Origin of the sequence: Aeromonas sp. S5(2024) (genome assembly GCF_041403025.1) — a bacterium.
Classification (GTDB): domain Bacteria; phylum Pseudomonadota; class Gammaproteobacteria; order Enterobacterales; family Aeromonadaceae; genus Aeromonas; species Aeromonas hydrophila.
Genome location: NZ_JBGLRI010000012.1, coordinates 88462 through 100201, shown reverse-complemented (window position 1 = coordinate 100201; position 11740 = coordinate 88462). Strand labels below are relative to the sequence as shown.

Here is an 11740-nt window from a genome sequence, read left to right as displayed (position 1 = left end):
TTCCCCATGCGGGGATGCGAAGTTATTTCAACCAAAACCAGTCGCGTCGGCCTGTTGGCCGGCGCGCTGTTTTTTTGTCTGTCGTTCGGGCCGGCCACGGCTTGGGCTGCCAACCAGCAGCTCGGTGCCATGCAGTCCCAGATCAAGGAACAGCAGAAGACCATCAAGCTCAGCAAGCAGGAGCTTGCCAAGCTCAATACCCAGCTCAAGGCTGATGAGCAGGCCATCTCGGCCGCCGCCGCCAAGCTCGAGCAGACCAAGCAGCAGCTCAGAGAGAACCAGCAGAAACTGGTGGGGCTGCAGCAGGACAAGCTGGATCTGGAACAGCAGGCCAGCCATCAGAAGCAGTTGCTGGCCAAGCAGGCGGAGAGCGCCTTCACCGCCGGCAACCACGATTACCTCAAACTGCTGCTCAATCAGCAGGATCCGGCCAAACTGAGCCGCTCCCTCGATTACTACGACTACCTCAACAAGGCTCGCATCGAAGCCATCGAGGCGCTGCGTGCCACCCGCACCAAGCTGGCCAAAAACCAGCAGGCCACCAAAGAGACCGAAAGCCGGCTGCAAAGCCTGCTGAGCGAACAGCAGCAACATCATCAGAGCCTGCTGGCCAGCCAGCAGAGCCGCGCCAAGGTGCGCAACCAGCTGCAGCAATCGGTTCAGGATGACGAACAGAAGCTGAGCAAACTGGTCAAGGCGGAAAAAACCCTGAAAGCCCGGCTGGAAGAGCTGCGCCGCCAGCGGGAAGAGCAGGAACGGCGCGAACGGGCCGAGCGGGAACGCCTCGCCAAGCTGAAGGCGGAGCAGGAGCGGCAGCGCAAGCTGGCAGAGCAGCGCCGTGCCGAGCAACAGCGGCTCGCCGCCCAGCAAAACCAGGCAGCCCAGCAACAGCAGCCGACCGAGGAAGTGGCCAGCAGCAAACCCGAGCGAGGTTCGGGGATCAGCAGTGCCGGCTATTACAGCGGACTCAAGACCAACGGCAGCCTGCGCTGGCCGGTGCAGGGCCCCATCCTCATTGCCTACGGCTCGCCGCGCACCGCCGAACTGAAGTGGAAAGGCACCCTGATCGGCGCCAGTGAGGGTACCCAGGTCAAGGCGGTGGCACCGGGCCAGGTGGTCTATGCCGACTGGCTCGATGGCTTCGGCATGCTGCTGGTGATCGATCACGGCCGCGGCTACATGAGCCTCTACGGTCACAACCAGTCGCTGCTGCGCCAGGTGGGGCAGAACGTGGAACAGGGTGAACCGGTGGCGCTGGTCGGCGACAGTGGCGGCCAGGACAGGCCCGGCCTCTACTTCGAGATCCGCTATCAGGGCGAGGCGATCAACCCCACCAAGTGGCTGGCCAAGCGCTGATCACCGCCACCCGGCCGCCAACCTGTCATCCAAAAAAGCCTGCATCATGCAGGCTTTTTTGATCGCCGCCAGCAGCGGGCATGACGGCAGATGACGAAAACTTACCTCTTTTCCTGCCAGCTCAGGGGAAGACGATCAGCCCGATCTGCTCCAGCAAGGCCTGCTGCTGATCTTCGTTGATCTGCACCCCGTCCAGATTGACCCGCCGCAGATCCAGCCCCGGCAGATCGCACTGGCGCAGGTCACAACCCTGCAGGTTGACGCTGGCCCAGTCTATTTGGCCAAACTCGGATCCGCTGAGATCGGAGCCCGCCAGCGAGGCACCGAACAGGTTGACCCCCTGCCAGCGATTGCCGCTCAATTCGCATTGCTCCAGCAGGCACCCTTCGAAATTGGCGTAACTGAAGTTGTTGCCGGTCAGGTGCGCCTCGCAGAAGTAGCTCTTGACGGTGATCTGGTTGGCAAAGCTGGCGCGGGAGAAGTTGATCCCCAGCGCCTGACAGTCGCGCAGCTCCAGCCCCAGACATTGGCTTTGGCTGCAGTCGGCCATGGTGAGATCGCAGCGCAGGAAGCTGGCCTCGCGCAGGTCGCAACCCTGCAGCAAACAGCTCAGCTCGCGCTCCCGGTCATAGAAGCTGCAGTCGACGAAGCGGCATTCGGCCAGATCGAGCCAGGAGAAGTTGCAGCCGATGAAACGGCAACCCTGGAACTGCTCCCCCTCCAGGTCTTGCTGCTCGAAGCGCACGCCCTCGAAGCACTTGTCCTTGATCATCCCGCGACTCCCCCTGTTGATGGCGTCATATGCTGACTTTGTTAAACAAAAACGGTAATGTTACGTGTAACATTTCTGCCGGATCCCGAGATGAACGACACCCGCAAGCGCCGCCCCACCCTGCAGGACATAGCCGACCTGACCGGGGTCACCAAGATGACCGTCAGCCGCTACCTGCGCGACCCACAGGCCGTGGCCGAGGGCACCCGCGAGCGGATCGCCGCCGCGGTGGAAGAGCTCGGCTACATCCCCAACCGGGCACCGGACATTCTCTCCAACGCCACCAGCAAGGCGATCGGCATCCTGATCCCCTCCCTCTCCAACCAGGTCTTCTCCGCCGTGGTGCACGGCATCGAGTCGGTGACCCGGCCCGCCGGCTACCAGACCCTGCTGGCCCACTACGGCTACAGCCCGGAGCGGGAAGAGGAGCAGGTCGCCTCCCTGCTCTCCTATCACGTGGATGGGCTGATCCTCTCCGACAGCCAGCACACCGAGCGCACCCGCAAGATGATCGCCACCGCCGGCATCCCGGTGGTGGAGACCATGGATCTGCCGCAGAACCCCATCGACATGGTGATCGGCATGGATCACCGGGCGGCCGCCCGGGCCATGGTAACAGAGATGCTGCGCCGGGGCCGACGCAAGCTGGTCTATCTCGGCGCGCGGCTCGACGTGCGCACCCAACTGCGGATGGAAGGCTACTACCAGGCGATGCAGGACTTCGGCCTGAGCGGCCAGCACCTGCTGACCGAGCAATCCTCCAGCTTCACCCTCGGCGGCCAGCTGCTGGAGCAGGCGCTGGTGCGCTATCCCGACCTGGACGGCCTGTTCTGCACCAACGATGACCTGGCCGTGGGCGCCCTGCTGCAGTGTCAGGCCAAGTGGATACCCGTGCCCCAGCAGATCGCCATCGCCGGCAGCAACGCCCTCGACATCGGCCACGCCATGACCCCCAAGCTGGCCAGTATCGTCACGCCGCGCAAGGAGATCGGCCGTGCGGCCGCCACCATGCTGCTGGCCCGCCTCAACGGCCAGCCGCTAGCCGACACCCGGCTCGACATGGGCTTCTCCCTGTACGAAGGGGACAGCCTGGGCTGAGGGCCAGATCCCCGCCATGCAGCCAAAACAGAGCGGGCCACCCGAGGGTGGCCTGCTTGCTTGGCAAACGGAAGGTCCGGCTCACGCCGGCGTCAAATCAGGATACGACCAGGGCGACGGCTTCGCGGGAGAGGCGGGTCACCTCTTCCCAGTTACCGTTCTTGACGGCCTCTGCCGGCAGCATCCAGGAGCCGCCGACGGTGGCGACGCATTTCAGCGCCAGGTAGTCGGCCACGTTTTTCGGGCCAATGCCGCCGGTAGGGCAGAACTTCACCTGGGGCAGCGGCGCGGCGATGGCGGAGAGCGCCTTGGTGCCGCCGTTCGCCTCGGCCGGGAAGAATTTGAGGTGGTCGTAACCCGCTTCCAGCGCCTGCATCACCTCGGACGGGGTGGCCACGCCCGGGATCAGCGGCGCCGTGCTGTTGGCCGCGTGGGCCAGCAGGGCCGGGGTCATCCCCGGGGAGATGACGAAGCGGGCACCGGCGGCCACGGCGGCGTCAAACTGCGCGCAGTTGAGCACGGTACCAGCACCGACCATGGCGTCCGGCATCGCCTTGGCGATGAGGGCGATGGCCTCCAGCGCAACCGGGGTGCGCAGGGTGATCTCGAACACCGAGATGCCGCCGTCCAGCAGCGCCTTGGCCATCGGCAGGGCTTGCTCCAGCTCATTGATGACCATCACGGGTACCAGCGGGGAGGCGGCAAACACCTCGGCCGGGGTCACTTTCCAGTTCTGCATAGCTCTTCCTTAGTCAGCTCTTAATCAAAGATGGTGGCGCCGCACTCGGCGCTCGATACCGCGCGACGCATCACGCTGAACAGTTCACGGCCCCACCCCTCTTGTTCCAGAGTGAGGTCGATCTCGGCCTGGGTACGGCCACTCAAGTCGGTCAGGCAGTCGAGGCTGCCGTTGACCGCGTCAACCCGTAGCAGGTCGCCATCGGCAAGCAGGCCGATGGCCCCGCCGTGCAGCGCTTCTGGGGTGACGTGGATGGCGGCCGGGATCTTGCCGGAGGCACCGGAGAGACGGCCATCGGTGACCAGCGCCACCTTGTAACCCGCCTTCTGCAGGTTGCCGAGCACCGGCATCAGCTTGTGCAGCTCCGGCATGCCATTGGCGGCCGGGCCATTGTGGCGCACCACGATCACGGCGTCCTGATTGAGATCGCCCGCCTTGTAGGCCGCCTCCACCGCATGCTGGGAGGAGAAGACCCGGGCCGGCGCCTCGATGACCCGATACTCGGGAGCCACGGCGGAGACCTTGACCACGGCGCGGCCCAGATTGCCCGCCAGCAGCTTGGTGCCGCCGGTGGCCTGAAATACGCTGCCGGAAGGCGACAACACGCCCGCATCGCCGCTCTCGCCCACCGGCTGCCATACCAGCTGGCCATCCACCAGTGCCGGACGGCTGAGGTAATCCTGCATCTCGCCAAAGACCGGGGTGGCGTCCAGGTGGATCAGCCCCTCTTGCGCCAGCCGGCGCATCAGGCCGGGCACACCGCCCGCCTGTTCGAAGGCGTTGACGTCGGCCGGGCCGTTCGGGTACATGCGCACCAGCAGCGGCACCACGTCGGAGAGATCGCTGATGTCGTCCCAGGTCAGGTGCAGGCCGGCGGCGCGGGCCAGCGCCACCATGTGGATGCTGTGGTTGGTGCTGCCGCCGGAGGCAAGCAGGGCCACCAGCCCGTTGACCAGCGAGCGCTCGTCGATCACCGCACTCAGGGGGCGATAGGCCGGGGAACCCGGGATCATGGCGCTGATGCGGCGGGCCGCCTCCTCGGTGAGGGCGCGGCGCAGCTCGCTGTGCGGGTGCACGAAGGCGGAGCCCGGCAGCATCAGGCCCATGGCCTCGAACACCAGCTGGTTGGTGTTGGCAGTGCCGTAGAAGGTACAGGTGCCCGCCGCGTGGTAGGCACCGCACTCCATCTGCAGCAGGGCTTCACGGCCCACTTCGCCGGCTGCGTACTGCTGGCGCACCTTCACCTTCTCGTCGTTGCTGATGCCGCTCGCCATCGGACCGGCCGGCACGAAGGCGGTGGGCAGGTGAGCGTGGGAGAGCGCCCCCATGATCTGGCCCGGCGCAATCTTGTCGCAGATACCGAGCAGCAGGGTGGCATCGAAGGTGTTGTGGGAGAGCGACAGCGCGGTCGCCTGGGCGATCAGGTCGCGGGAGAACAGAGACATGTCCATCCCCGGCTGCCCCTGGGTCACGCCGTCACACATGGCGGGCACGCCACCGGCCACCTGGGCGCTGTGGCCCAGCTCGGCCAGCGCGGCCTTGATGATGTCCGGATAGCCCTGATAGGGCTGATGGGCGCTCAGCATGTCGTTGTAGGCGGTGACGATGCCGACGTTGGCGCGGGTCATGTCGAGGATGCGCCCCTTCTCGTCACAGCTGGAAGCGGCCACGGCATGGGCCAGGTTGCCGCAGGCCAGCGCGGCGCGGGTCTTGCCCTGATCGGCCTGACGCTGGATGCGGGCCAGGAAGGCCTGGCGACGGGCGGCACTGCGCTCGCGAATGCGGGCGGTGACGCTGGAAATGACCTGATGGATCATTGGGCTTGCTCCAATGCTGTGACGGCGCGATCAACCACCTGTTCGAAGGTGCCGTCGATATCGATGTGGAATACACCGGCTTCGCCGTCCGGGCGCTCCAGGGTATCGAACTGACTTTGTACCATGCTTTCGCGCATGAAGTGGCCCTTGCGGGCCCGCATCCGCTCGAGGATCAGCGGCTGGCTGCCGTCGAGGAAGAGGAAGCTGACCGACTCGTTGCCTTCACGGATCTGGTCGCGGTACTGCTTCTTGAGGGCCGAGCAGACGATGACGCCCACCTCGTTCTTCTGCTCCAGGCTGTAGGCCGCGTCACGGATCCGCTCCAGCCAGGGGGCGCGGTCCTCGTCGTTGAGCGGGTTGCCGCCGGCCATCTTCTGGATATTGGCCCTGGGGTGCAGATCATCACCGTCGATGAACTTGGCGCCCAGCACGTCGGCCACCTTGAGGCCCACGCTGGACTTGCCGCTACCACATACACCCATCACGATAATGCTCTTACCCGCCATTGTTTGACCTCTATCTCATTTTTCAAAAAACGTGCTGCCGATGGGTTCTAACTTAGCACGTTACCGGTAACATGTTACCGGTAACAACAAGAATTGTGAAGTCTGCCACAGACTGAGCGCACTCATAGTCACCTGGGCAATCGAGTTTGAGCCCTGGCCATAAATCTAAATAAATCATAAAGATATGGTCTGCCGATGGATCGGCAGGGTGTCGACACTGAACTTGGAACAAGGAATGCACAACAATGTCTGACCTCTCCCTGATCATGACGGCCGCCGGCTCCATCGTGCTGCTGCTCTTTCTGGTGATGAAGGCCCGCCTGCACGCGGTCGTCTCGCTCATCCTGGTCTCCATGGTGGCGGGGCTCGCCGCCGGCATGAACCCGGCCGACATCGCCGCCACCATCCAGAAAGGGATGGGCGGCACCCTCGGCTTCGTCGCCGTGGTGGTGGCACTGGGCGCCATGTTCGGCAAGGTGATGGAAGTCACCGGCGCCCTCGACCGGGTGGCCCACACCCTGCTCGGCAAGTTCGGCGTCAAGCGCGCCAACTGGGCCATGGCGCTGACCGGCTTCGTCTGCGCACTGCCGCTGTTCTTCGACGTGGCCGTGGTGCTGCTGATCGGCGTCGCCTTCGCCATCGTCCGCCGTGGCGGCGGCAGCGTGGTGAAGATCGGCATCGCCCTGCTGGCGGGCATCGCCACCTGCCAGGCCTTCCTGATCCCGGCGCCGGGCCCCATTCTGGTGGCATCCCAGCTGGGTGCCGACTTCGGCTACATGATCCTGTTCGGCCTGATCGCCGCCGTTCCGGCCCTGATCCTGGCCGGCCCGCTGTTTGGCGAGCTGATCAGCAAGGTGGTGGATGTGCCGCTGCCGGCCGACGCCCAGAGCAGCGCCCACGACGACGGCCAGAACCTGCCCTCCTTCGGGCTGGCCATGGGCCTCATCGGTCTGCCGCTGCTGCTGATCGGTCTCAAGACCATCGTCGGCCGCTTCGTCGAGGCCGGCACGCCCCTGCACGGCTGGCTGGAGTTCATCGGCCACCCCTTCACCGCCATCATGGTCGCCTGTCTGGCCGCCTTCTACCTGCTGGGGATCCGTCGCGGCATGTCCCGTGACGAGGTGATGAACGTCTGCAACAGCGCCATCCAGCCGGCCGGCGTCATCATCCTGGTGACCGGTGCCGGTGGCGTGTTCAAGCAGATCCTGGTGGATTCCGGCGTGGGTGCCGCTCTTGGCAACATGCTGGCGGACTCCGGCCTGCCCATCGTCGCGCTGGCCTTCATTCTGGCGGCCGCGGTGCGGGTCATTCAGGGTTCCGCCACCGTCGCCATGCTGACTGCCTGCGGTCTGGTGCTGCCGATACTGGAGCCGCTCGGCCTGAACGGCGCCCAGCTGGCGGCGGTCACCATCGCCATCGGCGGCGGGGCCATCGTGCTCTCCCACGTCAATGACTCCGGCTTCTGGCTGGCCAACCGCTACCTCGGCCTCACCGAGAAGCAGACCCTGCAGACCTGGACCGTGATGGAGACCATCATCGGCACCACCGGCGGCGTGATGGCGATGATCATCTACAGCTTCCTCTGATCGCAACCGTGCGGAAAAAGGCCTCCAATGTGAGGCCTTTTTCATCTTTATGACGATTCTTTCTTTGGCTAACAGGGCGAGATTGCTAGAATCGCCTATCCATCGCTCCGAGTGGAACGCTTAACGCAGTGATTTCAGGTTTCTCTATGCATTCATCGGCACATTATCGACAGCTGCTGGCGCGCCTGCCCCAGATCGCCGTCGCCGCAGACCAGTTTGAAGTGCTCAACAGCGCCAAGGACTTCAAGAGCCGGATCCTTTCGCTCATCGCCAGCGCGCGTCAGCGCATCTATCTGGTGGCGCTCTATCTGCAGGATGACGAGGCGGGACGGGAGATCCTCTCCGCCCTCTACGCCGCCAAGCAGCGCAACCCGGCCCTCGACGTCAAGGTGTTCGTCGACTTCCACCGTGCCCAGCGCGGCCTGATCGGCAAGGGCAAGCAAGGCGGCAACCACCTGATGTATCAGGAGATGGCCGCTCGCCACGAGCACCAGATCGCCATCTACGGCGTGCCGGTGAAGGGGCGTGAACTGCTCGGGGTGCTGCACCTCAAGGGCTTCATCTTCGATGACATCCTGCTCTACTCCGGTGCCAGCCTCAACGACATCTACCTGCACCAGCAGGATCGCTACCGTTTCGACCGCTATCACCAGATCACCAGCCCGGAGCTGACCCGCAGCATGGTCAACTACGTGGATGACCTGTTCCTGCGCAGCGAGGCAGTGCAGCGGCTGGATCGCACCGACATCCCCAGCGCCAAGCAGCTGAAGGGGCCGATCCGCCGCTTCAAGCACAACCTGCGCCTCGGCCAGTACCGCTTCGACACCATGCCGGTCAACAGCCAGGAGGTGGCCATCACCCCGATGAGCGGCCTGGGCAAGCGCGGCAACCAGCTCAACAAGATGATCCGTACCCTGGTGCGGGCCACCGAGCGGGAGATCTTCATCTGCACCCCCTACTTCAACCCGCCCAAGGAGTTGAACAAGGATATCGAGGCCCTGCTCAAGCGCGGCTGCAAGGTGACCATCGTGGTGGGCGACAAGACCGCCAACGACTTCTTCATTCCGCCGGAGGAGAAATTCTCCACCATTGGCGGTCTGCCCTATCTGTATGAGACCAACCTGCGCAAGTTCGCCGAGCGCAACCAGCATCACATCGATGCCGGCCGTCTCAACCTGATGCTCTGGTGCTGCGAGCGCAACTCCTACCACCTCAAGGGGATTTTCGTGGATGACGAGTGGGCCCTGCTCACCGGCAACAACCTCAATCCCCGCGCCTGGGCGCTGGATCTGGAGAACGGCCTGCTGGTCTACGATCGTCGTCACCTGCTGCGGCCCCAGTTCAACGCCGAGCGCGAGAACATCCTGGCCAACACCAAGCGCATCAGCCACTTCGATCAGATCGAGCAGATCCAGGACTACCCGGATCAGGTACGCAAGCTGCTGGCCCGGATCCACAGGGTCAAAGCCCACATCCTGCTCAAGCGCATCATCTGACCGGGACGCATCGCACCCTCAGGGATCCCCACAAGGGCCTGCCGCACATCGGCAGGCCCTTGTCATTGTGGGCTCAGCTCCCCACCAGCTGAGCCCCAACCGCACGACGCGGCTTGCGTCGAGACAGCAATAAACCCTATCATCTGGACATATTTACAGTGTTTTCGGGCATCTAATTGATGAAATTGGATAAAATCTCCCTCGACAGCCTCAAGGGCGTCGGCAGCAAGATGCAGGAAAAGCTCGAGCGGCTGGGGCTGGCCACGGTGCAGGATCTGCTGTTCCACCTCCCCCTGCGCTACGAGGACCGCACCCAGGTGTGGCCCATCGGCGATCTGCCGCCCGGCCTGCACGGCGCCGTCGAGGGGGAGATCCAGGACACTCAGCTGGTGATGGGGCGTCGCCGCATGCTGGTCTGCCGCATCAGCGACGGCACCGGCACCCTCACCCTGCGCTTCTTCAACTTCACCGCTGCCCAGAAGAACAGCCTGAGCCCGGGCCGGCTGATGCGCTGCTTCGGCGAGGTGCGCCCCGGCAAGTACGGGCTGGAGATGGCCCACCCCGAGTACAAGCTGCTCGGCGAGGAGCAGGCCGGCCAGACCGAAGAGGTGCTCACCCCCGTCTACCCGACCACCGAAGGGCTGCGCCAGCTCACCCTGCGCAGCCTCACCGATCAGGCGCTGGCCCAGCTCGACCTCTACGGCGTGGAGGAGCTGCTGCCCGCCGGCCTCTATCCCCAGCAGATCGATCTGGCCGCTGCCCTGAAGCTGCTGCACCGTCCGCCCCCCTCGGTGGCGCTGGCCCTGCTCGAGAGCGGCCAGCACCCGGCCCAGCAGCGGCTGGTGCTGGAAGAGCTGCTGGCCCACAACCTCTCGGTCTTGAAGGTGCGGGCCCAGGCACAAACCCAGCTGGCTCGCGCCCTCAAACCGGCACCTGCGCTGGTCGAACAGCTGCTCGGCGCCCTGCCGTTCACCCCCACCGGCGCCCAGAGCCGGGTGGTGGCGGAGATCGGCCGGGATCTGCAACAGAGCCACCCCATGATGCGGCTGGTGCAGGGGGACGTGGGCTCAGGTAAAACGCTGGTCGCGGCGCTGGCCGCCCTGCAGGCCATCGGCAACGGCTGCCAGGTGGGGCTGATGGCGCCGACCGAGCTGCTGGCCGAGCAGCACGCCATCAACTTCGCCAAGTGGCTGGAACCGCTCGGTATCGGGGTCGGCTGGCTGGCGGGCAAGCAGAAGGGCAAGGCGCGAGAAGAAGCGCTGGCCGCCATCGCCGATGGCAGCGTCAAGATGGTGGTAGGTACCCACGCCATCTTCCAGGAGCAGGTGGTGTTCCAGCGCCTCGCCCTGGTCATCATCGACGAACAGCACAGATTCGGCGTGCATCAACGGCTCGCCCTGCGGGAAAAAGGGGAGCGGGAAGGGGTACATCCCCATCAGCTGATCATGACCGCTACCCCCATCCCCCGCACCCTGGCGATGACCGCCTATGCCGACCTCGACACCTCTATCATCGACGAGCTGCCGCCGGGCCGCACCCCCATCACCACGGTGGCGCTGCCCGACAGCCGCCGCCAGGACGTGATCGAACGGGTTAGACTGGCCTGCGAGGAGGGCAAGCAGGCCTACTGGGTCTGCACCCTGATCGAGGAGTCGGAGGTACTGGAGTGCCAGGCCGCCGAGGACACCGCCGCCGAGCTGCAGAACCTGCTGCCCGGCCTACACATCGGGCTGGTACACGGCCGGATGCGGCCGGTCGAGAAACAGCGGGTGATGGAAGAGTTCAAGGCGGGCATACTGCAACTGCTGGTCGCCACCACCGTCATTGAGGTGGGGGTGGACGTGCCCAACGCCAGCCTGATGATCATCGAGAACCCGGAGCGACTGGGGCTGGCGCAGCTGCACCAGCTGCGCGGCCGGGTCGGGCGTGGCTCGGTGGCCTCCCACTGCGTGCTGCTCTATCATGCCCCCTTGTCCAAGACGGCCCAGAGCCGGCTCGGGGTGTTGCGGGAAACCAACGACGGCTTCCTCATCGCCCAGCGGGATCTGGAGCTGCGCGGCCCGGGCGAGCTGCTCGGCACCCGCCAGACCGGCCTGGCCGATCTCAAGATCGCCGATCTGGTACGCGACCAATCGCTCATCCCGCAGGTGCAGAAGATGGCGCGCTTCTTGATGGACCGCCATCCAAGCCATGTCGAGCCCTTGATACGGCGCTGGCTCGGTCTGCGGGATCACTATTCCAATGCTTGACCAAGGCAGATGCATAAGATGGTCACATTGCCTGATGGACCGCCACCCGAGCCATGTCGAACCCTTGATACGACGCTGGCTCGGCCTGCGGGACCACTACTCCAATGCCTGACCAAGCAAC

The 11740-nt window shown here is 64.9% G+C and carries 9 protein-coding genes; 5 read left to right on the top strand and 4 right to left on the bottom strand.

Annotated features, from left to right (window positions below; genetic code table 11):
• The first annotated feature begins 6 nt into the window (after positions 1 to 6).
• Entirely contained in the window at positions 7 to 1356 is a 1350-nt protein-coding gene (gene envC / locus ACB032_RS19605; RefSeq protein WP_323967672.1) for a murein hydrolase activator EnvC, read from the top strand.
• Between the two features lie 121 nt (positions 1357 to 1477).
• Here envC and ACB032_RS19600 read toward each other — a convergent pair whose 3' ends face one another.
• Positions 1478 to 2128 carry a Qnr family pentapeptide repeat protein gene (locus ACB032_RS19600; protein WP_219255893.1) on the bottom strand — a complete coding sequence of 217 codons (651 nt, stop codon included), beginning with the start codon at positions 2126 to 2128 and terminating at the stop codon, positions 1478 to 1480.
• Between the two features lie 90 nt (positions 2129 to 2218).
• Between ACB032_RS19600 and ACB032_RS19595 the strand changes: the two genes are divergently transcribed.
• Complete coding sequence (locus ACB032_RS19595) at positions 2219 to 3226, top strand: substrate-binding domain-containing protein (protein WP_371138604.1); 1008 nt, start codon at positions 2219 to 2221, stop codon at positions 3224 to 3226.
• Between the two features lie 97 nt (positions 3227 to 3323).
• On the opposite strand, the gene ACB032_RS19590 is transcribed toward ACB032_RS19595, so the two are convergent.
• The 3 genes from ACB032_RS19590 to ACB032_RS19580 are packed head-to-tail and all read right to left on the bottom strand — an operon-like array spanning position 3324 to position 6288.
• Entirely contained in the window at positions 3324 to 3965 is a 642-nt protein-coding gene (locus tag ACB032_RS19590) for a bifunctional 4-hydroxy-2-oxoglutarate aldolase/2-dehydro-3-deoxy-phosphogluconate aldolase (RefSeq protein ID WP_371138598.1), read from the bottom strand.
• 20 nt (positions 3966 to 3985) lie between these two features.
• Positions 3986 to 5782 (bottom strand): phosphogluconate dehydratase, encoded by a 1797-nt coding sequence (gene edd / locus ACB032_RS19585; protein WP_371138597.1) that lies wholly within the window; start codon positions 5780 to 5782, stop codon positions 3986 to 3988.
• Entirely contained in the window at positions 5779 to 6288 is a 510-nt protein-coding gene (locus ACB032_RS19580; protein ID WP_039215262.1) for a gluconokinase, read from the bottom strand. Before ACB032_RS19580 ends, edd begins: the two co-directional genes overlap by 4 nt.
• A gap of 245 nt (positions 6289 to 6533) precedes the next feature.
• Here ACB032_RS19580 and gntU point away from each other — a divergent pair, with 245 nt between their 5' ends.
• The 3 genes from gntU to recG all read left to right on the top strand — a co-directional run bounded on the left by gntU (position 6534) and on the right by recG (position 11619).
• Positions 6534 to 7874 (top strand): gluconate transporter, encoded by a 1341-nt coding sequence (gene gntU / locus ACB032_RS19575; RefSeq protein ID WP_371138596.1) that lies wholly within the window; start codon positions 6534 to 6536, stop codon positions 7872 to 7874.
• 146 nt (positions 7875 to 8020) lie between these two features.
• Positions 8021 to 9370 carry a CDP-diacylglycerol--serine O-phosphatidyltransferase gene (pssA, locus tag ACB032_RS19570; protein ID WP_371138595.1) on the top strand — a complete coding sequence of 450 codons (1350 nt, stop codon included), beginning with the start codon at positions 8021 to 8023 and terminating at the stop codon, positions 9368 to 9370.
• A 179-nt stretch (positions 9371 to 9549) separates the two neighbouring features.
• Positions 9550 to 11619 carry an ATP-dependent DNA helicase RecG gene (recG, locus tag ACB032_RS19565; RefSeq protein ID WP_371138594.1) on the top strand — a complete coding sequence of 690 codons (2070 nt, stop codon included), beginning with the start codon at positions 9550 to 9552 and terminating at the stop codon, positions 11617 to 11619.
• Positions 11620 to 11740 lie beyond the last annotated feature (121 nt).

What these genes read in the sequence shown, in the direction of transcription:
- envC (WP_323967672.1), top strand. Translation starts at nt 7, where the DNA reads ATGCGGGGATGCGAAGTTATTTCAACCAAAACCAGTCGCGTCGGCCTG.
- ACB032_RS19600 (WP_219255893.1), bottom strand. Translation starts at nt 2,128, where the DNA reads ATGATCAAGGACAAGTGCTTCGAGGGCGTGCGCTTCGAGCAGCAAGAC.
- ACB032_RS19595 (WP_371138604.1), top strand. Translation starts at nt 2,219, where the DNA reads ATGAACGACACCCGCAAGCGCCGCCCCACCCTGCAGGACATAGCCGAC.
- ACB032_RS19590 (WP_371138598.1), bottom strand. Translation starts at nt 3,965, where the DNA reads ATGCAGAACTGGAAAGTGACCCCGGCCGAGGTGTTTGCCGCCTCCCCG.
- edd (WP_371138597.1), bottom strand. Translation starts at nt 5,782, where the DNA reads ATGATCCATCAGGTCATTTCCAGCGTCACCGCCCGCATTCGCGAGCGC.
- ACB032_RS19580 (WP_039215262.1), bottom strand. Translation starts at nt 6,288, where the DNA reads ATGGCGGGTAAGAGCATTATCGTGATGGGTGTATGTGGTAGCGGCAAG.
- gntU (WP_371138596.1), top strand. Translation starts at nt 6,534, where the DNA reads ATGTCTGACCTCTCCCTGATCATGACGGCCGCCGGCTCCATCGTGCTG.
- pssA (WP_371138595.1), top strand. Translation starts at nt 8,021, where the DNA reads ATGCATTCATCGGCACATTATCGACAGCTGCTGGCGCGCCTGCCCCAG.
- recG (WP_371138594.1), top strand. Translation starts at nt 9,550, where the DNA reads ATGAAATTGGATAAAATCTCCCTCGACAGCCTCAAGGGCGTCGGCAGC.